The sequence below is a fragment of the Caulobacter sp. GW821-FHT10E02 genome (genome assembly GCF_059415225.1).
The window spans coordinates 447,061-468,388 of sequence record NZ_JBWKMV010000002.1 but is presented as its reverse complement, the minus strand read 5'-3'; the positions used below and the strand labels follow the sequence as shown (position 1 = coordinate 468,388).

Sequence of the window (21,328 nt, the reverse complement as noted above, 5' to 3'; positions counted from 1 at the left end):
GCCCGGCGGTCATAGATTTCCACGGGGGAAGGCGCGCGATCCTGCGGGGCCTTCGACACACTTGCCGCAAGATTAGCCTCACGCATGCTGACCTGGCTCTCGCTTATCGTCCTGGCGCTGTTTTCCGGCTTGGCTTTCGCCGCCGGACGCCGCCGCGCAGTGACCGCCGCCGGAGGCCGCGCCCGCGTCCTCCACTCCCTGCCGGACTACTACGGGACCTACGCGGCCCTGTGGGCCGGCATCCCCGCAGCGCTCCTGCTGCTGCTGGGCGCCGCGTTCGGCGGTCGCATCGAGGATGCGATGCTGCAGTCCACGCGTCCGGCGGCCATCCAGGTCCTGGACAAGGACCGGCAGAACGTCTTCTTCAGCGACGCCCACGCGATCGCGGCCAAGCAGGCGCCGTCGGAAGTCACCTACGAAGGTGACCTGAAGGTCGCCCTGGACGCCAAGGTCGCCGAGGCCCGGCGCATCGAGACGGTCCTGAACGTCGGCATGCTGGCCGGCGCCGGCGTGCTGGCCCTGGCCGGCTTCCTGCTGGCCTTCCCGCGCATCAGCGCCGACTTCCGCGCCCGCAACCGGGTCGAGGGCTGGACCAGCATCCTGCTGCTGGCCTGCTCGATCGCGGCGGTCCTGACCACCCTGGGCATCGTGCTCTCGCTGGTCTGGGAGAGCTGGCGCTTCTTCCAGAGCGTCAACCCGATCTCGTTCCTGTTCGGCACCGAGTGGAGCCCGCAGATCGCCATGCGCGCCGACCAGGTCGCCTCGGCGGGTGCGTTCGGGGCCGTGCCGCTATTCGCCGGCACCTTCCTGATCATGTTCCTGGCCATGCTGGTGGCGGCCCCGGTCGGCCTCTACTCGGCGATCTACCTGTCGGAATACGCCAGCCGCACCACGCGCGGCGTGGTCAAGCCGCTGCTGGAGATCCTGGCCGGCGTCCCGACCGTGGTCTACGGTTTCTTCGCCGCCCTGACGGTGGGCCCGCTGTTCCGCGCCGGCTTCAACGCCATCGGCGCGGCCCTGCCGGCCGGCCCGCTGGCCACCTACCTGATGGAAGTCCAGAACCAGATGGCCCTGGTGGCCGGGGTGGTGATGGGGATCATGCTGATCCCGTTCGTCTCCTCGCTGTCGGACGACATCATCAACTCGGTGCCGCAGTCCCTGCGCGACGGCAGCTACGCGATGGGCGCCACCAAGTCGGAGACGGTCAAGAAGGTCGTCCTGCCGGCCGCCCTGCCGGGCATCATGGCCGCCATGCTGCTGGCCGTGTCCCGCGCCGTCGGCGAGACCATGATCGTGACCATGGCGGCGGGCCTCCAGGCCAAGATGACCGTCAACCCGCTCGACACGGTGACGACCGTCACCGTCCAGATCGTCACCCTGCTCACCGGCGACCAGGAATTCGATAGCCCGAAAACGCTGTCGGCCTTCGGCCTGGGCCTCACCCTGTTCGTGGTGACCCTGTGCCTGAACATCATCGCCCTGCGCATCGTCCAGAAGTACCGGGAACAATATGACTGACGCGACCCTCGGCGCGGCCAACCCGCGCTCCGCCGCCTCGACAGCCATGGAAGCCCGGCTGAAGAAGCGCCATGCCGCAGAACGCACCTTCAAGGCCCAGGGTCTGGCCGCGATCATCGTCGCGCTGATCTTCCTGGTGGTGCTGGTCGGTCGTATCGTGGCCCAGGGCTACACGACCTTCGAAACCCACACGCTCAGCGTGCCGGTCTATCTGAACCCGGAGCGCATCGACCGCTCGGACCTCTCGGGCGTCAACTACGACTACATCGTCGCCGAGGCGATGATGAAGAAGCTGGGCGTCCAGGACGACGACCTGGGCACCACCTCGGGCAAGGTCCAGGACCTGTTGTCGCGCGACTTCGGCTTCCAGCTGCTGAACAAGCTGAAGGCCGACCAGTCGCTGATCGGCAAGACGGTCACCGTGACCGGCCCGCTGAAGGCCGACGCCGACCTCTACTTCAAGGGCGAGATCAAGCGCGCCACCGCCGAGGGCGACCGCAAGCTGGACAACCAGCAGCTGGACTGGCTGGACAAGCTCCAGAAGGACGGCTCGGTGAAGTCGGGCTTCAACTTCGCCTTCTTCACCAACTCCGACTCGACCGAGCCTGAACAGGCCGGCGTGCTGGGCGCGGTGGTCGGTTCGGCGATGATGCTGATCATCACCGCCATGATCGCGGTGCCGGTCGGCGTGATGGCCGCCACCTACCTGGAAGAGTTCGCCCCGAAGAACCGCTGGACGGACATCATCGAGGTCAACATCAACAACCTCGCCGCCGTGCCGTCGATCGTCTACGGCCTGCTGGGCCTGGCCCTGTTCATCAACTGGCTGCACGTGCCGCGCTCGTCGCCGCTGGTCGGCGGCCTGGTGCTGGCCCTGATGGCCCTGCCGACCGTGATCATCGCCACCCGCTCGGCGCTGAAGGCCGTGCCGCCCTCGATCCGCGAAGCCGCCCTCGGCGTCGGCGCGTCCAAGACCCAGACGGTCTTCCACCACGTGCTGCCGCTGGCCATGCCCGGCGTGATGACCGGCGCCATCCTGTCGCTGGCCCACGCCCTGGGCGAAACGGCGCCGCTGCTGATGATCGGCATGGTCTCGTTCGTGCCCGGCGTGCCGGAAGGCTTCACCGGCGCGGCCACCGTGCTGCCGGTCCAGGTGTTCATCTGGGAGAACGCTTCCGAGCGGGCCTTCCACGAACGCACGGCCGCCGCCATCATCGTCCTGCTCGTCTTCATGATCGTCATGAACGCCGCGGCCGTCATCCTGCGCCGCCGCTTCGAACGCCGCTGGTAGGTTTCACATGACCCAGATCCTGAACCCCAACGCTTCGCCCCTTCTTCGTGGACACGCCATGACCGTCCAAAGCCCCGACGACTCCGCCCACACGCCGGTGATCCACACCACCGTGCCGCACGCCCACGCCGCCGCCTCGGTCGGCGAGGCCAAGATCAAGGCGCGCGACGTCAAGGTCTTCTACGGCGAGAAGCAGGCGCTGTTCGACGTCAACATCGACATCCCGGCCAAGTCGGTCACCGCCTTCATCGGCCCGTCGGGCTGCGGCAAGTCGACGTTCCTGCGCTGCATCAACCGCATGAACGACACCATCCCCTCGGCCCGCGTCGAAGGCTCGATCGAGATCGACGGCAATGACGTCAATCTCAAGAGCGTCGACCCGGTGGTCCTGCGCTCGCGCGTCGGCATGGTGTTCCAGAAGCCGAACCCCTTCCCGAAGACCATCTTCGAGAACGTCGCCTACGGCCCGCGCATCCACGGCTTGGCCACCGGCGGCAAGGCCGAGCTGGAAGCCATCGTCGAGAGCAGCCTCAAGAAGGCCGGTCTCTGGAACGAAGTCGCCGACCGCCTGCATCAGCCGGGCACCGGCCTGTCGGGCGGCCAGCAGCAGCGCCTCGTGATCGCCCGCGCGATCGCCGTGTCGCCGGAAGTGATCCTGATGGACGAGCCCTGCTCGGCCCTCGACCCGATCGCCACCGCCAAGATCGAGGAGCTGATCGACGAGCTGCGCAGCCAGTTCTGCATCGTCATCGTCACCCACTCGATGGCCCAGGCGGCCCGCGTCTCGCAGCGCACGGCCTTCTTCCACCTCGGCAAGCTGGTCGAGAGCGGCCCGACCGAGGAGATGTTCACCAATCCTCGCGACAGCCGCACGCAAGACTACATCACCGGCCGCTTCGGCTAAGCGGAGGGATCACGAGATGACCGAACATACCGTCAAGTCGTACGGCGAAGAGCTGGCCCACCTCACGGCCGAGGTCACCCGCATGGGCGGCCTGGTCGAGAGCCAGGTGGCCGACTGCATCGTCGCCATCGCCCGCCGCGACGGCCCGCTGGCCCAGGCCGTGGTCGCCGGCGACGAGCGCCTGGACATCCTGCAGGCCGAGATCGAGCGCAAGGCCTTCAAACTCATCGCCCTGCGCCAGCCGATGGCCGTGGACCTGCGCCACTCGGTGGCCGCGCTGAAGATCTCGATGAGCCTCGAGCGCTGCGGCGACATGGCCAAGAACATCGCCAAGCGCGCGCTGATCCTGACCGAAGCCGACCCGATGACGGCCCTGACCCGCTCGATCGAGCGCATGGGCCGCCTGGTGCAAGGCCGCCTGAAGGACGTGCTGGACGCCTACACGACCTCGGACCTGCAACGCGCCATCGGCGTGTGGAGCCGCGACGAGGAAGTCGACGAGCACTACAACTCGATCTTCCGCGAACTGCTCACCTACATGATGGGCGACCCGCGCACGATCAACGCCTGCGCTCATCTGCTGTTCGTGGCCAAGAACCTCGAGCGCATCGGTGACCACGCCACCAACATCGCTGAAATCATCCACTTCGAGCTGACGGGCGACGAGCTGATCTCGCAGCGCCCGAAGCTGGACGTGCTCTCGCAGTAATCATCTAGAGGCAGCCTGAAGTGACTCCGTACGTTCTGGTGGTCGAGGACGAAGACGCCCTGGCCACCCTGCTGCACTACAACCTCGACAAGGAAGGCTATCGCGTTGGCGTGGCCGGAGATGGCGAGGAAGCCCTGATCATGGCCAACGAGCGGGCCCCGGACCTGGTCATCCTCGACTGGATGCTGCCGAAGGTCTCGGGCATCGAGGTCTGCCGCCGCCTGCGCGGTCGGTCGGAAACCCGCAACGTGCCGATCATCATGCTGACGGCCCGTGGTGAAGAGAGCGACCGCATCCGCGGCCTCGACACCGGCGCCGACGACTATGTGGTCAAGCCGTTCTCGATGGTCGAGCTGACGGCCCGCGTCCGCGCGGTGCTGCGTCGGATCCGCCCGGGCCTGGCCGACGACCGCATCACGGTCGGCGACATCATCATCGACCGGGTCGCCCACCGCGTGAAGCGGAACGGCAAGGAAATCCACCTCGGCCCGACCGAGTTCCGCCTGCTCGACTACCTGATGCAGCACCCGGGCCGGGTGTTCAGCCGCGAACAGCTGCTGGACGCCGTCTGGGGCTCGGACGTCTATGTCGAGGCCCGCACGGTCGACGTCCACATCGGCCGCCTGCGCAAGGCCCTGAACGGCACCTCGGACGGCGACCCCATCCGCACGGTCCGTTCGGCGGGCTACTCGCTGGACCTGGACGCGGCTTAAGGCCGGGCGGGCCGCTCCTCGTCCGCCTGGGCGGCGAGGTCTGCGGCCGCCGCGATGCTCTCGAACAGGCCGGTCACCGTGATCGGCTTGGCAAGGTGCAGGTCGGCGCCCGCCTCCAGGCAGGCCTCGACCTGATGCGGCATGGCGTTGGCGGTCAGCGAGATGATCGGGATGCGCCCGCCGCCAGCGGTCTGTTCGCGGGCCCGGATGGCGCGGATCGCCGTCAGCCCGTCCATGACCGGCATCTGGGTGTCCATCAGCACGATGTCGAACGGCTGGCTGTCGAACGCCTCCAGGGCGATCGCGCCGTTCTCGGCCACGACCAGGTCGGCGATCTCGCCCAGCATCAGCTCGACGACGCGCTGGTTGGTCGGGTGATCCTCGGCCAGCAACACGCGCAGACGCCCGGCCGACGGCGCGGGCGTGGGTCGGCGAATGGGCGCGGGCGCTTCGGCCTCCGCCTTCGCCAGGCGGGCGGTGAAGCGGAAGGTCGCGCCCTGGCCCGGCGTCGAGTCGCAGGTGATGTCGCCGTTCATCAGCTTGGCGAAGCGCAGGGCGATGTTCAGGCCCAGGCCCGAGCCGCCGAAGCGGCGGGTGATCGAGCCGTCGCCCTGGACGAAGCGTTCGAACAGGCTGTCGCGGACCTCGGGGGCGAAGCCCTCGCCGGAGTCCTGGACCTCGACCTCCAGCACGATCGCGCCGTCGTCGGTCTCACGCGTCGAGGCTCTTACCGCCACCGCGCCCTCGCAGGTGAACTTCACCGCGTTGCTGACCAGGTTGTTGACGATCTGGCCGATCTTCAGGGCGTCGCCGACCGCGCGGTCGTGGAAGCCCTCGGCGAAGTCCAGCGAGAAGGTCAGGCCCTTCTGGTGGGCCAGGCCCTCGAAGGTGGCGGCGGCGGCCGTCAGGTCCTCGCGCAGGCCGAACGGCGCGGTCTCCAGTTCGACCTCGCCGGCCTCGATCTTGGCGAGATCGAGAATGCCGCTGAGCAGGGCGTTGAGCGCCTGGCCCGAGCCCAGGATCACGTCCATCATCTCGCGCTGGCGGTCGGTCAGCTCGGTCTGGGCCAGGACCTGGGCCATGCCCAGCACGCCGTTCAGCGGCGTGCGGATCTCGTGGCTCATATTGGCCAGGAATTCGGACTTGGCGATGCTGGCGGCCTGGGCGCTCTGCAGCGCGGCCTCAAGGGCGGCGGCCGACTGCTTCCGCTCGGTGATGTCCTCGCTGATGATCAGCAGCAGCTTCTCGTCGCCCTCGCCGGGGATGGCGATCTTCTTGGTCTGCAGCCAGCGGTCGCCGTTGTGCGGGGTCTTCAGCGGCTCTTCGTCGATCACCCAGACGCGGTCGCTGTCCAGCACCTTGCGGTCCATCTCGGCGAAGAAGGCGGCCTGGTCGGCGGGGAAGAAGTCGGCGTCGTTGCGGCCCAGCAGGGCCTCGCGCGGCACGCCCAGCAGCTCCTCGCCGGCGCGGTTGACCAGCACGAAGCGGCCGTCCTTGCCGTTCTTGACCACCAGCATGGCCGGCACGCTCTCGACCACGGCGTCGAGGAAGGCGCGGGAATGCAGGGCCTTGGTCGGGTGCGAGGTGTCGGGGGCGGGCGTTTGGAGCGGGTGGTCGTGATCTGCGGCCATCTGCTCGTTAAAAGAGCAGCCGATAGCGCTGACAAGCTTGGCCACGGCCGATCCGGCCAAGCGGGACATTAGGCCGCATGGTTGCAAACGGTTGCTGACGGGACGGTTGAGGTCAGCGCCCCAGTCGCGCCAGCAGGTCGTCGCGATAGGTGCGGCTGGTCACCAGCTCGGCTCCGCTGTCCAGGGTCAGGCGCCAGGAGCCGTCCGACAGCGGCTGGGTCTCGCGCACCCGCGCCAGATTGACCAGGGTCGAGCGGTGGCAGCGGGCGAACACGCGCGGGTCCAGCCAGCCCTCCAGGCTCTGCAGGGTGGCGCGCAGCAGGCCCTCGCGGCCGGCCCAGTGGACGACGACATAGTTGTCGGCCGCGCCGAACCACTCGATCTCGTCCAGGGCCACCGGTACGCGGCGCGAACCGGCCATGACCATCAGCCGTCGGCCCGGACGCTCGGGCGCGGCCAGGGCGGCCTGCTCCAGGGCCTGGCGCGCCTCGCCGAGGGCGGTCTCCAGCGCGCGGGCGCGAGCCTTCTCCTCGCGCGCCCGCTGGTGATTGGCGGCGGCCAGGCCGATGGCGATGATGGCGGTGTAGAGCAGCAGGGCGATCGGCAGCTTGGACAGGGTCCGCACCGCCAGGTCGCCGCCCGACAGGAAGGCCATGTCGATCCCGCTGGAGATCAGGGCCTCCAGCGGCACGACCAGCACGCCGGCCTGATAGAGCGCCAGCAGGCCGATGGCTCCGGTGCCGTAGCGGCGCAGCAGCAGCCAGACGATCCCCGCCGCCGGCAGCCAGGCGGCATAGATCCCGCCCTGCCAGACCAGCGACTCGGGCACGCCGACGTCACTGGCGAACCGCCGGGCGAACCAGGCCGCGCAGACCGTGGTCATCGCCCAGGCATAGGCGGTGAACGCCCACATCCAGGCAGCCGTCGAGATCGCGCTCAGGCGGCGGCGAACGCGCGCTGGCGGCGGCGGTGGCGCAGGACCAGGACCGTGATCCAGATCGCGGCCATCGGCTGAAACAACAAGGTTGGCCAGAGCTGGCTCCATGGCGTGGGCAGGAAGGTCAGGAAGTTACCCGAGAAGGCGCTGATCACCGCACCATAGGCGCTCAACATCTTCACCAGGTGCTCATAGGTCCAGAGGTTGGCGGAAAAAGGCCAGGCCGTCGGACGGCTGAACCGCCACAGGTCCCAGCCGCCATAGGTGAAGGCCGCATAGACCAGGGCCGCGCTGACCGCCGCCTTGTTCCCGGTCTGGCCGGTGAGCACCAGGACCAGCACCCAGGCGCCGATCCCGACCAGGGCCAGGGTGACGGCCCAGTCCAGGGGCTTGGCCCGTTGGCGAGAATCCAGGTCCGGGCGCTTGCGCCCCAGCACCCGGACCCCGGAGAAGAGCGTGATCGTCGCCGTCGCCGACAGGGCCGCGAAATAGGCGTTGAAGTGCAGCGCCGTCATCACCCAGGCGGCGGCGAGCAACAGGCTCATCAGCCCGACGAAGGTCCGCCCCGACCAGCGATGCAGGCGCGAGCCCTTGCGGGTCAGGATCGGGATCAGGCCGATGGCGACAAGAGCGAAGCCGCAGGCGACGTGCAGGGCGAGAGCGGGGGAGAAGAGCGTGTCCATGGCGGCCATCAAGGCCGGCCGGCCGCCGCCGCGCCACCGGCTAGGGGCGAACGACGGCGCGGAGGGGTGAATGGCTTGACCCCGGCCCCCGCGCACGCCACACCCCGCGTTCATGGAAAAGCTGACTATCCTCCTCGTCGGGTCCGGCGGGCGCGAGCACGCCCTGGCCTGGAAGATCGCCCAGTCGCCGCTGTGCGGCCGCCTCGTCGCCGCCCCGGGCAATCCGGGCATCGAAGCTGTCGCCGAGCTGCGGGCGGTCAAGGTCACCGACGCCGACGGCCTGGTGGCCCTGGCCCAGGAGATCGGCGCGGACCTCGTCGTGGTCGGCCCGGAATCGGCGCTGGAGGTCGGTCTGGCCGACAAGCTGGCCGTCGCCGGCATTCCCTGCTTCGGTGGCTCGCAGCGCGCCGCGCAGCTGGAGACCTCCAAGGCCTTCACCAAGGACTTCTGCCAACGCCACGGCCTGCCGACGGCGGCCTATGGCGTGTTCGAGGACGCGGCTGCGGCCGGGGCCTTCCTCGACACCCTGGAAGCGCCGTTCGTGATCAAGGCCGACGGCCTGGCGGCCGGCAAGGGCGTGGTCATCGCCGCGACCCGCGCCGAGGCCGACGCCGCCGTGGTCGACATGCTGGGCGGCCGCTTCGGCTCGGCCGGCGCCCGGGTGGTGATCGAGGAGTTCATGCACGGCGAGGAGGCCTCGCTGTTCGCGCTCTCCGACGGCAAGACGGCCGTGCTGTTCGGCGCGGCTCAGGACCACAAGCGCGCCTATGACGGCGACGAAGGTCCCAATACCGGCGGCATGGGCACCTATTCGCCGCCGCCCGTCCTGACCGACGTCCTGATCGACCAGGCCTGGCGCGAGCTGATCGTGCCGACCGTCGAGGGCATGGCCGCCGAGGGCAATCCGTATGTCGGCGTGCTCTATGCCGGGCTGATGCTGACCCCGACCGGTCCGAAGCTGGTGGAATACAACGCCCGCTTCGGCGACCCCGAGTGCCAGACCCTGATGCTGCGCCTGGAGAGCGACATCGTCCCGATCCTGCTGGCGGCCGCCAAGGGCGAGCTGGCCTCGGCCGAGCCGCCCAAGTGGCGCGAGGAAGCCGCCATCTGCGTGGTCCTGGCCGCCGAAGGCTATCCCGACGCCCCCAAGACCGGCGGCCGGATCCAGGGCGCCGACGCCGACTTCGGCAACGAGGCCGTGGTCTTCCACGCCGGCACGGCGCGCGAGTTCGAGGGCCGTCTGGTGGCCTCGGGCGGCCGCGTGCTGAACGTCTGCGCCCTGGGCGCGACCCTGCACGAGGCCCGCGACGTGGCCTATGCCGCGCTGGGGACGATCAGCCTGGAAGGCGGCTTCTACCGCACCGACATCGGCTGGCGGGCGCTGTCGCAGCGGTAGGGTTGCGCCGCGCGCGTCTGCCTCTAAACTCCCCGTTCAAACAAGCGTTGGGGAGAAGCGCCATGGCCGAAGCCGCCGAACAGTCCGCCCAGGACCTGAACTCCGGCACCAAGCCCGTCGACCCGCGCCACGCGATCGACGAGGCCAAGCTGGCCGCCTGGCTGGAGGCCCATGTCGAGGGCTATGCCGGGCCGCTGGAGGTGCGCCAGTTCAAGGGCGGCCAGTCCAACCCGACCTACCAGCTGGTCACGCCGGCCAAGCGCTATGTCCTGCGCCGCAAGCCGCCGGGCAAGCTGCTGCCCAGCGCCCACGCCGTCGACCGCGAGTACAAGGTGATCTCGGGCCTGAACAAGGCCGACTTCCCCGTCGCCCAGGCCTATGCCCTGTGCATGGACGAGGACGTCATCGGCACGATCTTCTACGTGATGGAGAACGTCGAAGGCCGGATCCTGTGGGACGGCACCCTGCCGGACTACCAGCCCGCCGAGCGCCGGGCGATCTACGAGGCCCAGATCGACACCCTGGCGGCCCTGCATAACGTCGACTACGAGGCCGTGGGCCTGGGCGACTACGGCAAGCCCGGCAACTATTTCGCCCGCCAGATCGACCGCTGGACCAAGCAGTACAAGGCGTCCGAGACCACGACCATCGCCGAGATGGACCAGCTGATCGACTGGCTGCCCAAGAGCTGCCCGGTCGATGACAAGACCTCGATCGTCCACGGCGACTACCGTCTGGACAACATGATCCTGCACCCGACCGAGCCGCGCGTGATCGCCGTGCTGGACTGGGAGCTGTCGACTCTGGGCAATCCGCTGGCCGACTTCAGCTATTTCCTGATGAACTGGGTGATGCCGTCCGACCAGCGCGGCGGCCTGTCGGGCATCGACGACCTGGACAGCTACGGCGTGCCGACCATCCCCGAGGCGGTCGAACGCTACTGCAAGGCCACCGGCCGCGACGGCCTGCCCGAGCTGGACTGGTATTTCGCCTACAACCTCTTCAGACTGGCCGGCATCTGCCAGGGCATCGTCGGTCGCGTCCGTGACGGCACCGCCGCCAGCGCCCATGCGCAGCTGATGGAAGCGCGCGTGCCGATCCTGGCCAAGGGGGCCTGGTCGTTCGCGCAGAAGGCGGGGGCCTAGTCCGAATGAAGAAGCTGCTGACGGGCGTCTGCGCTCTGGCGATCGCCGGGGCGTTGTCCGGCGTCGCGTATGCCGAGACCGTGTTCGTACAAGCCGGCAAGCTGCTGGCCGATCCGGCCACCGGCAAGGTCGAGACGGCCAAGACCCTGGTGCTGGAGAACGGCAAGGTCACCAGGATCGTCGACGGCTATGTCGCCGAGCCGGGCGGCAAGGTGGTCGACCTGAAGGACAGCTTCGTCCTGCCGGGCCTGATCGACAGCCATGTGCACCTGACCCACGAGCAGAGCCCCAATTCGCGGCTCAACGCCGTCACGCGTGGCCCGGCCGATGAGGCCCTGGTCGGGGCCGGCTTCGCCCGCAAGACGCTGATGGCCGGCTTCACGACGGTCGCCGACCTCGGGGCCGACAACAAGGCGATCTTCGCCCTGCGTGATGGCATCAAGCGCGGCGACGTGCCTGGTCCCCGGATCATCGCCGCCGGCTCGGCTGTGTCGATCCACGGCGGCCACGCCGACGTCAACGGCTACGCCGAAGAGGTCATGCACGTGTTGCGGCCGACCTCGGTGTGTTCGGGCGCCGACGACTGCCGCCGGGCCACGCGCGAGCAGGTCTGGCTGGGCGCCGACATCATCAAGATCACCGCCACCGGCGGGGTGCTCTCCAACACCGCCGCGGGCCTGGGCCAGCAGTTCTCGGACGACGAGCTGAAGGCCATCGTCGACGCCGCCCACCGCATGGGCCGCAAGGTCACCGCCCACGCCCACGGGACCGACGGCATCAACAGCTTCCTGCGGGCCGGCGGCGACTCGATCGAGCACGGCACCTATCTCGACAACGACAGCATCGCCCTCTTCAAGAAGAGCGGCGCCTATCTGGTCCCGACCCTGATGGCCGGCGACTTCGTCTATCGCGTGGCCTCGGGGCCGAACAACTTCCTGACCCCCGCCCAGACGGCCAAGGCCCTGGAGGCCGGTCCGAAGATGATCGACATGGCCCGCCGCGCCCACCAGGGCGGGGTCAAGATCGCCTTCGGCACCGACACCGGCGTTTCGGCCCACGGCGACAACGCCGGCGAGTTCGCCCTGCTGGTCAAGGCGGGTCTGACGCCGCTGGAGGCGATCCAGACGGCGACGGTCAATGCGGCGGATCACTTCTCGCTGAGCAGCGAGATCGGCAGCCTGGCCCCCGGCAAGTCGGCGGACCTGATCGCGGTGAAGGGCGATCCCTTGAGCGACGTGACGGTGCTGCAGCACGTGACGTCGGTGATCAAGGGCGGGGTGGTCTACAAGTAGGCTACAGCCCCGCCTTCGCCAGCAGCTCTTCGACGGCGGCCATGTCGTCGAAGCGCGCGCGGACCGGCCAGGGCGTGACCTTCTCGCGCCACTTGGCCGGCAGGCGGACCCAGTCCTTCTCGGTCGTGACGAGACCCGCGCCATAGGCTTCGGCGCGGCTCTCCAGCATCTTCAGGGTGCTCTCGTCGTATTCCCCGTGATCGGGGAACGGGGCGAAGTCGACCAGCTGGCAGCCGGCGGCGGTCAGGGCCTTCTCGACCTTCCAGGGCTTGCCGATGCCGGCGAAGCCGACCTGCGGGCCTTTGGGCACGGGCGCGGCGGCCTCCAGGCGCGCGACCAGCACCGGCATGTCGCCGAACTCGACCAGCAGGTCGAAGTCGGGCTGGGGCATGTCGACCGGCAGCAGCACGATCACCGCGTCGGCGCGCGACAGCCCGACCTTCAGCGGTTCGCGCATCGGGCCGGCGGGGAAGACGCGGCCGTCGCCGAACGGCCACTCGCCGCCGCGCGTCTCGCCGTCGACCACGACCAGCGACAGGGCCTTGCGGACGCTGGGGTTCTGGTGGCCGTCGTCCATGACGATGGCCTGGGCGCCCCAGCTGGTCGCGGCCTTGGCCCCGGCGACGCGATCCACCGCCACCCACATCGGGAAGTCCTGGGCCAGCATCAGCGGCTCGTCGCCGACGTCCTTGGCCGTGTGGCGGGAGGTGTCGACCTGGGTCGGGCCCTTCAGCTTGCCGCCATAGCCGCGCGACAGGCCGTGGGCGTTGACGCCGCGCTGGGTCAGGGTCAGCAGCAGCTCGCGGACGATCGGGGTCTTGCCCGCCCCGCCCATGGTGACATTGCCGACGCAGATCACCGGCGCGCCGATGATGGCCGGCGTCGTGCGGGCGATGCGGCGGCGGGTGGCGTCGGCCCACAGCCACGACAGCGGAGTCAGCAGGGCGCGGGTCAGCGGGGCGGGGCCGCCGCTCTTCACGTACCACCAGCGGGGCGTGCCGAGTTTCATGGAACCAGCTCAAGGATGCGGGAGAGGCCAGCGCGGGCCTCGGCGTCACGGGTGTCGACATAGGCGCGGGCGCGGGCGGCGCGAGCCTTGGCGGCGGCGGGATCGGCGAGGTCGGCGGCGATCGCGTCACGGAGCTTGTCGGGCGTCGTCATGACCACGCCGTCGGCGGCTTCCAGGCCGGCGAAGGCCGAGGTCCAGTTCTCGACGAACGGGCCGCTGATCGCCGGGCAGTCCAGGCGCGCGGCCTCCAGTGGATTGTGGCCGCCGATGCCCTCGACAAGGCTGCCGGCGATGACCGAGGTCCCGGCCAGGCGGAACCACAGGCCCATCTCGCCCAGGGTGTCGGCGACCAGGATGTCGGCAGCCTGGTAGCGCACTTGACTGCGCAACGCGGCGGAGAGGCCTCGGGCCTTGGCCAGCGCGACGATGGCCGGGCCGCGCTCGACATGGCGCGGGGCCAGGATCACCGGCGGGCGATCGGGGAGGGCGGCGATGGCGTTTAGGGCGATCTCGTCCTCGCCCGGATGGGTGCTGGCGATCAGCAGCGGGGGGCGGTCGAAGCTGACGTCGCTAGCCGTGGTCGGCAACGGCGCGGCGCCGAACTTCAGGTCAGCCTCGCCGGCGACCTTGCCGCCCAGGGCCTCGAAGCGTTCGTGGGCCCGCGTGTCCTGGGTCAGGATCAGGTCGAAGCCCGACAGCAGCTTCCGCGCGGCGTCCGGGCGCTTCTTCCAGCTCGCGAAGCTACGATCCGACAGCTTGGCCGAGACCAGAGCCAGCCGCACACCAGCGGCTTTGGCTTCCAGCAGCAGGTTCGGCCACAGCTCGCTCTCGACGAAGACGGCGAGGGACGGCCTCCAGCGGGCGATGAACCGCCGCGCCGCGCCGGGGGCGTCGACCGGGACGTACTGGTGGATCGCGCCCGGCGGCAGGCGCTTGGCCAGCAGGGCGGCCGAGGTGGTGGTGCCGGAGGTGACCAGCACGGTGACCTCGGGGCGTTCAGCTCGCAGACGCTCGACCAGCGGCAGGATGGAGAGGCTCTCGCCGACGCTGGCGCCGTGCAGCCAGACCAGCGGGCCGTCGGGACGCACGACCTGCGCGCGGCCGAGACGCTCGGCGATCCGCGCGGGGTCCTCCTTGCCCTTGCGGGCGCGGCCGGCCAGCAGGCTGGGGACGAGGGGCTCCAGTAGGCCCGTGGCGGCCCGGTAGAGGCCCAGGGACAGGGTCACACCACGCCTTCGGGCGCCAGGGCGCAGCCGTGCGCGCCGTGGCTGGTCTCGACCTGGATGGTGACGTGGCCGATCTTGAACTTGGCGGCCAGCTCCGAGCACGCGTCATGCAGGAACTGGTCGTGGTCGTCGCCCAGCGGACGGACGACGTGGGCGGTCATGGCCGTTTCCGTCGTGCTCATCGCCCAGATGTGCAGGTCGTGGACCTCGCTGACGCCCGGACGCGCCGCCAACCACGCGCGGACCTTGCCGGTGTCGATGCCGCGCGGGGCGGCGTCCAGGGCCATGTCCAGCGAGTCGCGCAGCAGGCCCCAGGTGCCCAGCACGATCACGACGACAATGGCCAGGCTGACCACCGGGTCCAGCCACAGCCAGCCGGTGACGCCCATGGCGAAGGCGGCGACCACGACACCCGCCGAGACGCCGGCGTCGGCGGCCATGTGCAGGAAGGCCCCACGGACGTTCAGGTCGTCCTTGCTGCCCTTCATGAACATCAGGGCCGTGGCGGTGTTGATGACGATGCCGATGGCGGCGACGATCATCACCTCGCCGGTCTGGATCGGCTCGGGCGTGCTGAAGCGGCGGATGGCTTCCCAGGCGATGGCCCCGACCGCGACCAGCAGCAGGGCGGCGTTGCCCAGCGAGGCCAGGATGGTGCCCTTGCGCAGGCCATAGGTGCGGCGGGCGCTGGGGGCGCGCTTGGCCAGCACGGCCGCGCCCCAGGCCAGCAGCAGGCCCAGGACGTCCGACAGGTTGTGGCCGGCGTCGGCCAGCAGGGCCAGCGAGTGGGTCATCAGGCCGGCGCCGGCCTCGACCACGACGAAGCCCAGGTTCAGCGCCGTGCCGATCGCGAAGGCGCGGCCGAAGTCCTTCGGCGCGTGGCTGTGGCCATGGTGCCCGTGACCGTGGTGATGGCCATGGCCGTGCTCATGATCATGACCGTGGTGGTCATGGTCGTGGCTGTGATCGTGCGCATGGTCGTGATTGTGCGGCATGGGGCCCTACATCCCACCAAGGGCGGGTCGGATCAATCTTGCACCAGCTGTTCGGCGCGGCGGGTGACGGCCGAGAGGCGCGCGGCCCAGCTTTCGACCAGCTGGTCGGCGTCGTCGCCTCGTCCGGCGCCGGTCGGGCCGTCCCAGACCATGGCGGCCTTGGCGAAGGGCAGGGGGATCATCGTCTGGTCCCACGAACCTAGTCGGATGCAGGGCTTGGCGGCCAGGCCGACGAAGATCACCGGCGCGCCGGTGACGCGGGCCAGGGACGGGGTGCCCTTCTCCATGTGCTCGGCCGGGCCGCGCGGGCCGTCGGGGGTGATGGCGACGCCGCCGCCGTCCTTCACCCACCTGACCATGTCGCGGAAGGCTTCCTCGCCGTGCTTGTTCTTGGCCAGGTCCGTCTTCTTGGCCGACGAGCCGCGGATGGCCGGGAAGCCCAGCTTCTCCACCGTGCGGGCGATGAACTCGCCGTCGTTGGAGCGCGAGATCAGGGCGCGCATGTCCTGGCGCCCGGGATCCTGCGGCCAGCTGAGCGGCGACATCGGGATGCGCGAGTGCCAGAAGCACAGGATCGCCCCGACCCCGGTCTCGCGGCCCTGCTTCCAGACCTCTTCGGCCTGCTCGGCGCCCTCGACGGTCATGCGCAGGGTGCGGAACACCAGCTTGGAATAGCCGGCGAAGATCGAGGACAGCAGCCAGATCACGAACGGCGAACGCAGGGGCCTCAAGCTGACGCCTCCGGAACGTGGTCGAGGTCCTGGGCCTTGGCCAGGCGGGCGTAAAGGCCGCCGGCCCGGACCAGCTCGGCATGGGTCCCCGTCTCGACGACGCGGCCCTTGTCGATGACGTAGATGCGGTCGGCGTTCTTCACGGTCGACAGGCGGTGGGCGATCAGGATCGTGGTGCGACCGGCCATCAGCCGTTCCAGCGCCGCCTGGACCTGGGCCTCGCTCTCGGTGTCCAGGGCGCTGGTGGCCTCGTCCAGCAGCAGGATCGGGGCGTCCTTGAGGAAGGCGCGGGCGATGGCGATGCGCTGGCGCTGGCCGCCGGACAGACGCGCCCCGGCCTCGCCGACGGCTGTGTCGTAGCCTTCCGGCAGGTCCTGGATGAAGTCGTGGGCGGCGGCCTGGCGGGCGGCGGCCTCGATCTCCAGCTGGCTGGCGCCGGGGCGGGCATAGGCGATGTTGGCGCGGATGCTGTCGTCGAACAGGAACGGCTCCTGGGTGACCAAGGCGATCCGGTCGCGCAGGGAGGCGAGGGTCACCGACCGCACGTCATGGCCGTCGATCGTCACCGCGCCGCTCCTCACGTCGTAGAAGCGCGGGATCAGGTTCAGGATCGAGCTCTTGCCGCCGCCCGAGGGGCCGACCAGGGCGACGGTCTCGCCCTTGCTGGCGGTCAGCGAGACGTCCGACAGGGCCGGGGCGTCCTCGCCATAGGCGAAGCTGACCTGGTCGAAGGCGATGGCGCTGTCGCCGGCCGGCAGGGCCTTGGCGTCGGCGGGATCGACGATAGCGGGCGTGATGTCGAGCGCGGCGAACAAGCGGCGAGCGGCGGTCAGGCCCTCGCTGAACACGGTCTGCAGGTTGGCCACCTGGCGCAGCGACTGGGCGGCCATCAGCAGGCTGGTCATGAAGGCGAAGAACACCCCGGCCGTCAGCGGCGACAGGGTGAAGGGGCCCAGGCTCAGCACGCCGCTGGTCGCCCGCCAGCCGGCATAGGCGAAGACCACGGCGACGATGGCGGTGGTGAAGGTCTCGGTGGCCGGGGCGGCCATGGCGCGGGCGTTGCTGCCCTTGATCAGGTGGCGCTGGCGGCGCGCGACCACGGCGGCGACGCGGGCCTCCTCATAGGCCTCGCGGTTCTCCATCTTGACGATCTTGACCCCGTCCAGGCTCTCCATGATCGCCGTCGACAGGTTGGAGGTCTCGCCCATGGCGCCCTTGGCGGCCTTGGTGGTCTTCTTCGAGAAGCTGCGGATGATCAGGCTGGCCAGCGGCGCGATGACCAGCACGCCGGCCGCCAGCAGCGGGTCCAGGGTGAACATGGCCGCCAGCGCCCCGACCACGGTCAGGAACTCGCGGACATAGTTGACCACGCCCGTCGTCGCCGCTTCCCGGATCAGGCCGGCGTCGTAGAGCACCGAGGCCACGTACGATCCTGAGTGGGCGCCGCGCAGGCGCTGCAGGTCCGAGCGGACCAGGCGGCCGAACAGCCTCACCTGCATGTCGCCCACGACGCCGTTGCCGATGCGGTTGATGACCTGGGCCTGGATGACCTGGAAGACGCCGCGCGCGATGGCCAGGCCGGCGATGGTCAGCGGGATGGCCCAGATCGCGCCGGCGCGCGGATGGGTGATCAGCTGGTCGATGGCCGGCTCGATGATCTTGGCCAGCTTGATCGACAGGGCCGCGACGATGGCCGCGCTGACGATCGAGACCGCCAGGCCCTTCCAGCGGGGCTTGAGGAACTCGCGCCACATCCGGCCCATCAGGGCGCGGTTCGAGGGCTGAGCGTCCGTGTTCGTCATGTCGGAGGGGTCGGATTTCGCGCGAGGGCTGTCAAGGACGTGGCGGACGCACTCGCCTGTAAAAGCGACACCATGAGGGCGGCTTTTGCCTTTCGGGGCCGATGCCCCTACTTAGGCGGCGAAATCCCGAAGGAAAGCGCCGCCTTGGCCAAGTTCGACCTCGTCACGCCCTGGGGCCGGTTCAAGACCTATCTCCACTATCTGTGGAACGACCACGCCTATCTGCGCCTGGGCTTTTCGAACGCCCACTGGATCAGCCCCGAGATGGTCCGCGCCAACCAGCCCTGGCCGTTCCAGCTGGCCTGGTGGAAGAAGCGCGGCATCAAGACCATCGTGAACCTGCGCGGCGGCTTCGACGGCAGCTTCTACGCGCTGGAGAAGGACGCCTGCGAGCGTCTGGGCCTGAACTTCGTCGACTTCACCATCACCTCGCGCGAGGTGCCGATCCGCGAGCGGGTGCGGGGGGCGAAGGAACTGTTCGAGACGATCGAGTACCCGGCCCTGATGCACTGCAAGTCGGGCGCGGACCGGGCGGGGATCATGAGCGTGTTCTACGCCCACTACCGCCTGGGCCTGCCGATCCGCGAGGCGGTCGAGCAGCTGTCGCCGCGCTACCTGCACATCAAGCACGGCAACACCGGCGTGCTGGACTACGTGTTCGAGCAGTATCTGGAGGTCGGGGAGCCGAAGGGGCTGACGTTCAGCGAGTGGGTCGAGAGCGACGACTACGATCCCGTCGAGATGAAGAAGACCTTCCGCGCGAACATGCTCGGGAAGGTGCTGACGGATAAGATCCTGCGGCGGGAGTAGCGCCGACTAGATGCTCCCCCGTGATACGGGGGAGCTGTCGCGAAGCGACTGAGGGGGCGAGCTGGACGCATGCCGCGTTAGCCCCCTCCGGCCCTCCGGGCCACCTCCCCCGCATCGCGGGGGAGGATCTTCAGCCTTAGCCCTCGCTCGAGGGATCCAGCAGCTTGTGCGCGTGGATGATGAAGTAGCGCGCGTGCGCGTTGTCCACCGTCGCCTGGGCCTTGGCCTTCCAGGCCTTGTGGGCTTCGTCGTAGCTGGGATAGGCGCCGACGAACTCGACCTTGCTGAGATCGCGGAATTCGATACCCGCGACGTCCTTCAGTTCGCCACCGACCACGATATGAAGAAGCTGCTTATCGACCATTTGGAGCATGTTCCTGCGAGGAATTATGTTTATGGCAGCTCGATATGCCCGACGCGTGACAGGATCAATGGGGCGAGCGCCCGATTGGCGCAAACCAGGCTCGGAACCAGCGGAACGGGGCGATTATAGGCGAAATCGCGGCCTTTGTGGTCGGTCGCCCAGGCGCCGGCGCGGCGGCAGATGAGGTCGGCGGCGGCCAGGTCCCACTCGCTCTTGGGCGACAGGGCGATGGCGGCGTCGAACGCGCCCGAGGCCACCAGGCACATGCGGTAGGCGATAGAGTTGCGGCTCTCGATCCGCATGTCCGGCCACGGCTCGCGCCAGGCCGGGTGGGCGAACATCTTGGCGTCGCCCAGCATGGCCGAGCCTTCCAGGCGATCGGTGGCGCTGGGTTCAATGATCACGCCGTTCAGGGTCGCGGGACCGTCGATCGTGGCGGCGAAGGTCTCGTTCAGGGCCGGGGCGTGGACGACGCCGGCGATCGGCTGGCCGTTCTCGACCACGGCGATCGAGACCGCGAACCACGGCTTGCCCTTCATGAAGGCCACGGTGCCGTCGATCGGGTCGACGACGAACTGGCGCTGGGTGGTCAGGCGGGCCGGATCGTCGGCGGTCTCCTCCGACAGCCAGCCATAGGCGGGGCGTTCGGCGCCCAGCTCGGTCTTCAGCAGGGTGTCGACGGCCAGGTCGGCGTCGGTGACGGGCGAGCCGCCGTCCTTGGACCAGATCTTCAAGCCGCCCTCGCGGGCCGAGAGCGCCAGCTCGCCGGCCTCCTTGGCGGCTTGGAGGATCAGGTCCAGGTCGTTCATTTGCCCGCGATCGCCAGGGCGTCGACCAGGATCGACGGACTGTTGCTGGCGCCCCGGAACTGCAGGTCCGAGCCGGGGACGAGGCGGGCGTAGATGTCGATCAGGTTGCCGGCCACGGTGATCTCGGTGACCGGGCCGGTGCTCTCGCCGTTCTCGAACCAGACGCCCGAGCAGCCCACCGACCAGTCGCCGGTATTGCCGTTCAGCGAGGGGCCGAACATCGAGGTGACCAGCAGGCCTGTCCCGGCGTCCTTCATCAGGCCCTCCAGGTCCTGGGCGCCCGGCTGGAGCGTCAGGTTGTGGGTCGAGACGCTTGAGGGACCGGCGAGGCCGCGCGAGGCGTGGCCGGTGGTGGCCAGGCCCAGTTGCCGGGCCGATGACGTGTTCAGCAGCCAGGTGGTCAGCACGCCGTCGTCGATCAGGCTGCGCACCTGCGTGGCCACGCCCTCGTCGTCGAACGGGGCCGAGCCCAGGCCGCGCACCCGGTGCGGGTCCTCGGTCAGGTTGATCCCCTTGGCGAAGATCTGCTGGCCCAGCTTGTCCTTCAGGAACGAGGTGCCGCGGGCGATCGAGGGGCCCGAGATTGCGCCCAGCAGCGGGCCGATCAGGCTCATGGCCAGGCGGTTCTCGAAGATCACCGGGGCGGTGGTCGAGGCGATCTTGCGCGGGTTGAGGCGCGCCACCGCCTGGCGGCCGGCCTCCATGCCGATGTCGCCAGCGGCCGGCAGGTCGCCGAAGTGGCGGGTCGAGCGGCCTTCGCCGCCGCGTTCCATGCCCGCGCCTTCGCCCGCGATGGCCGAGGCCGAGACCGAGTGGCCGGTCGCGGCGTGCACGCCGTGGAAGCCTTCGCTGGTGACCAGCGCCCACCGGGACGAGGACCAGCTGCCCGAGCCGCCGTCGGAATTGGTCACGCCCTTGACCTCGCGGGCGTGGGCCTCGGCGATCCGCGCCTGGGTCTCCAGGGTCTCGGCCGTGGGCTCGTAGGCGTCGATCAGATCAAGGTCTGGGAACGGACCCTTGGCCAGGCGCTCGCTGGGCGCGAGGCTGGCATAGGGATCTTCCGGCGCCAGGCGGGCCATGGCCACGGCGCGCTCGACCAGCTTGGCGCGGGCGTCGGCCGAGACGTCGGAGCCGGAGACGGTGGCGCTGCGATTGCCGATGAAGACGCGCAGGCCCAGATCGCGGGCCTCCTCGCGCTCGACCTCTTCCAGCTCGCCCAGGCGGACAGAGACGGAGAGCGACTGGCGCTCGGCGAAGACGGCTTCGGCGGCGTCCGCCCCGGCCTTGCGCGCGGCGGCGACCACGTCATTCAGCAGATTATCGTCCATGCGGTCTTATGGACGAGCCTCCCCTAACGGGGCAA

The 21,328-nt window shown here is 69.5% G+C and carries 20 protein-coding genes; 9 read left to right on the top strand and 11 right to left on the bottom strand.

The window, feature by feature from the left end; genetic code table 11:
- Nucleotides 1-84: 84 nt before the first annotated feature.
- The 5 genes from pstC to phoB are packed head-to-tail and all read left to right on the top strand — an operon-like array spanning nt 85 to nt 5,135.
- On the top strand, nt 85-1,518 hold the full coding sequence (gene pstC / locus AC07NI_RS11950) for a phosphate ABC transporter permease subunit PstC (protein WP_494619024.1): 1,434 nt from the start codon (nt 85-87) through the stop codon (nt 1,516-1,518).
- Nucleotides 1,511-2,809, top strand: coding sequence for a phosphate ABC transporter permease PstA (pstA, locus tag AC07NI_RS11945; RefSeq protein WP_494619023.1), 1,299 nt, complete (start codon nt 1,511-1,513; stop codon nt 2,807-2,809). The genes pstC and pstA overlap by 8 nt, the downstream gene beginning before the upstream one ends.
- 58 nt (nt 2,810-2,867) lie before the next feature.
- Nucleotides 2,868-3,713 (top strand): phosphate ABC transporter ATP-binding protein PstB, encoded by an 846-nt coding sequence (gene pstB / locus AC07NI_RS11940; protein ID WP_494619021.1) that lies wholly within the window; start codon nt 2,868-2,870, stop codon nt 3,711-3,713.
- Nucleotides 3,714-3,729: 16 nt separating this feature from the next.
- Nucleotides 3,730-4,422: a phosphate signaling complex protein PhoU gene (phoU, locus tag AC07NI_RS11935; RefSeq protein ID WP_494619019.1), complete on the top strand. Its 693-nt coding sequence runs from the start codon at nt 3,730-3,732 to the stop codon at nt 4,420-4,422.
- A 20-nt stretch (nt 4,423-4,442) separates the two neighbouring features.
- On the top strand, nt 4,443-5,135 hold the full coding sequence (gene phoB / locus AC07NI_RS11930) for a phosphate regulon transcriptional regulator PhoB (RefSeq protein ID WP_492102126.1): 693 nt from the start codon (nt 4,443-4,445) through the stop codon (nt 5,133-5,135).
- Here the strand turns inward: phoB and AC07NI_RS11925 are convergent.
- The 3 genes from AC07NI_RS11925 to AC07NI_RS11915 form a co-directional block, all read right to left on the bottom strand.
- Nucleotides 5,132-6,766: an ATP-binding protein gene (locus tag AC07NI_RS11925; protein WP_494619016.1), complete on the bottom strand. Its 1,635-nt coding sequence runs from the start codon at nt 6,764-6,766 to the stop codon at nt 5,132-5,134. The two genes, phoB and AC07NI_RS11925, sit on opposite strands and share 4 nt — an antisense overlap.
- Before the next feature lie 112 nt (nt 6,767-6,878).
- Nucleotides 6,879-7,679 (bottom strand): LytTR family DNA-binding domain-containing protein, encoded by an 801-nt coding sequence (locus tag AC07NI_RS11920; protein WP_494619013.1) that lies wholly within the window; start codon nt 7,677-7,679, stop codon nt 6,879-6,881.
- 23 nt (nt 7,680-7,702) lie between these two features.
- Complete coding sequence (locus AC07NI_RS11915; RefSeq protein ID WP_494619011.1) at nt 7,703-8,386, bottom strand: DUF2306 domain-containing protein; 684 nt, start codon at nt 8,384-8,386, stop codon at nt 7,703-7,705.
- Nucleotides 8,387-8,498: 112 nt separating this feature from the next.
- Between AC07NI_RS11915 and purD the strand changes: the two genes are divergently transcribed.
- The 3 genes from purD (at nt 8,499) to AC07NI_RS11900 (ending at nt 12,219) form a co-directional block, all read left to right on the top strand.
- Nucleotides 8,499-9,782, top strand: a complete 1,284-nt coding sequence (gene purD / locus AC07NI_RS11910; protein WP_494619010.1) for a phosphoribosylamine--glycine ligase — start codon at nt 8,499-8,501, stop codon at nt 9,780-9,782.
- Nucleotides 9,783-9,844: 62 nt separating this feature from the next.
- Entirely contained in the window at nt 9,845-10,927 is a 1,083-nt protein-coding gene (locus AC07NI_RS11905) for a phosphotransferase (RefSeq protein ID WP_494619009.1), read from the top strand.
- A 5-nt stretch (nt 10,928-10,932) separates the two neighbouring features.
- Nucleotides 10,933-12,219, top strand: coding sequence for a metal-dependent hydrolase family protein (locus tag AC07NI_RS11900; protein WP_494619008.1), 1,287 nt, complete (start codon nt 10,933-10,935; stop codon nt 12,217-12,219).
- A 1-nt stretch (nt 12,220) separates the two neighbouring features.
- On the opposite strand, the gene lpxK is transcribed toward AC07NI_RS11900, so the two are convergent.
- From lpxK to AC07NI_RS11875, 5 genes are read right to left on the bottom strand one after another with little or no spacing between them, the layout of a single operon-like run.
- Entirely contained in the window at nt 12,221-13,228 is a 1,008-nt protein-coding gene (lpxK, locus tag AC07NI_RS11895; RefSeq protein ID WP_494619007.1) for a tetraacyldisaccharide 4'-kinase, read from the bottom strand.
- Nucleotides 13,225-14,481 (bottom strand): 3-deoxy-D-manno-octulosonic acid transferase, encoded by a 1,257-nt coding sequence (locus tag AC07NI_RS11890; protein WP_494620522.1) that lies wholly within the window; start codon nt 14,479-14,481, stop codon nt 13,225-13,227. Before AC07NI_RS11890 ends, lpxK begins: the two co-directional genes overlap by 4 nt.
- Nucleotides 14,451-15,449, bottom strand: coding sequence for a cation diffusion facilitator family transporter (locus AC07NI_RS11885; protein ID WP_494619006.1), 999 nt, complete (start codon nt 15,447-15,449; stop codon nt 14,451-14,453). The genes AC07NI_RS11890 and AC07NI_RS11885 overlap by 31 nt, the downstream gene beginning before the upstream one ends.
- Before the next feature lie 32 nt (nt 15,450-15,481).
- Nucleotides 15,482-16,180 (bottom strand): lysophospholipid acyltransferase family protein, encoded by a 699-nt coding sequence (locus tag AC07NI_RS11880; RefSeq protein WP_494619005.1) that lies wholly within the window; start codon nt 16,178-16,180, stop codon nt 15,482-15,484.
- On the bottom strand, nt 16,177-17,982 hold the full coding sequence (locus AC07NI_RS11875; RefSeq protein WP_494619004.1) for an ABC transporter ATP-binding protein: 1,806 nt from the start codon (nt 17,980-17,982) through the stop codon (nt 16,177-16,179). Before AC07NI_RS11875 ends, AC07NI_RS11880 begins: the two co-directional genes overlap by 4 nt.
- Nucleotides 17,983-18,126: 144 nt before the next feature.
- Here AC07NI_RS11875 and AC07NI_RS11870 point away from each other — a divergent pair, with 144 nt between their 5' ends.
- On the top strand, nt 18,127-18,792 hold the full coding sequence (locus tag AC07NI_RS11870; protein ID WP_494619003.1) for a fused DSP-PTPase phosphatase/NAD kinase-like protein: 666 nt from the start codon (nt 18,127-18,129) through the stop codon (nt 18,790-18,792).
- A gap of 136 nt (nt 18,793-18,928) precedes the next feature.
- Here AC07NI_RS11870 and AC07NI_RS11865 read toward each other — a convergent pair whose 3' ends face one another.
- Genes AC07NI_RS11865 through AC07NI_RS11855 form a run of 3 tightly spaced genes read right to left on the bottom strand, consistent with a single transcriptional unit; the run spans nt 18,929 to nt 21,293 of the window.
- A complete protein-coding gene (locus tag AC07NI_RS11865) occupies nt 18,929-19,165 on the bottom strand; it encodes a DUF4170 domain-containing protein (protein ID WP_494619002.1) in 237 nt (78 codons plus the stop codon).
- Between the two features lie 20 nt (nt 19,166-19,185).
- A complete protein-coding gene (locus AC07NI_RS11860; RefSeq protein ID WP_494619001.1) occupies nt 19,186-19,965 on the bottom strand; it encodes a 3'(2'),5'-bisphosphate nucleotidase CysQ in 780 nt (259 codons plus the stop codon).
- A complete protein-coding gene (locus tag AC07NI_RS11855) occupies nt 19,962-21,293 on the bottom strand; it encodes a TldD/PmbA family protein (protein ID WP_494619000.1) in 1,332 nt (443 codons plus the stop codon). Before AC07NI_RS11855 ends, AC07NI_RS11860 begins: the two co-directional genes overlap by 4 nt.
- Nucleotides 21,294-21,328: the final 35 nt, after the last annotated feature.

What these genes read in the sequence shown, in the direction of transcription:
- AC07NI_RS11860 (WP_494619001.1), bottom strand. Translation starts at nt 19,965, where the DNA reads ATGAACGACCTGGACCTGATCCTCCAAGCCGCCAAGGAGGCCGGCGAG.
- AC07NI_RS11885 (WP_494619006.1), bottom strand. Translation starts at nt 15,449, where the DNA reads ATGCCGCACAATCACGACCATGCGCACGATCACAGCCACGACCATGAC.
- pstB (WP_494619021.1), top strand. Translation starts at nt 2,868, where the DNA reads ATGACCGTCCAAAGCCCCGACGACTCCGCCCACACGCCGGTGATCCAC.
- AC07NI_RS11900 (WP_494619008.1), top strand. Translation starts at nt 10,933, where the DNA reads ATGAAGAAGCTGCTGACGGGCGTCTGCGCTCTGGCGATCGCCGGGGCG.
- AC07NI_RS11915 (WP_494619011.1), bottom strand. Translation starts at nt 8,386, where the DNA reads ATGGACACGCTCTTCTCCCCCGCTCTCGCCCTGCACGTCGCCTGCGGC.
- AC07NI_RS11865 (WP_494619002.1), bottom strand. Translation starts at nt 19,165, where the DNA reads ATGCTCCAAATGGTCGATAAGCAGCTTCTTCATATCGTGGTCGGTGGC.
- AC07NI_RS11905 (WP_494619009.1), top strand. Translation starts at nt 9,845, where the DNA reads ATGGCCGAAGCCGCCGAACAGTCCGCCCAGGACCTGAACTCCGGCACC.
- phoU (WP_494619019.1), top strand. Translation starts at nt 3,730, where the DNA reads ATGACCGAACATACCGTCAAGTCGTACGGCGAAGAGCTGGCCCACCTC.
- pstC (WP_494619024.1), top strand. Translation starts at nt 85, where the DNA reads ATGCTGACCTGGCTCTCGCTTATCGTCCTGGCGCTGTTTTCCGGCTTG.
- lpxK (WP_494619007.1), bottom strand. Translation starts at nt 13,228, where the DNA reads ATGAAACTCGGCACGCCCCGCTGGTGGTACGTGAAGAGCGGCGGCCCC.
- purD (WP_494619010.1), top strand. Translation starts at nt 8,499, where the DNA reads ATGGAAAAGCTGACTATCCTCCTCGTCGGGTCCGGCGGGCGCGAGCAC.
- AC07NI_RS11855 (WP_494619000.1), bottom strand. Translation starts at nt 21,293, where the DNA reads ATGGACGATAATCTGCTGAATGACGTGGTCGCCGCCGCGCGCAAGGCC.
- pstA (WP_494619023.1), top strand. Translation starts at nt 1,511, where the DNA reads ATGACTGACGCGACCCTCGGCGCGGCCAACCCGCGCTCCGCCGCCTCG.
- AC07NI_RS11925 (WP_494619016.1), bottom strand. Translation starts at nt 6,766, where the DNA reads ATGGCCGCAGATCACGACCACCCGCTCCAAACGCCCGCCCCCGACACC.
- AC07NI_RS11875 (WP_494619004.1), bottom strand. Translation starts at nt 17,982, where the DNA reads ATGACGAACACGGACGCTCAGCCCTCGAACCGCGCCCTGATGGGCCGG.
- AC07NI_RS11920 (WP_494619013.1), bottom strand. Translation starts at nt 7,679, where the DNA reads ATGTGGGCGTTCACCGCCTATGCCTGGGCGATGACCACGGTCTGCGCG.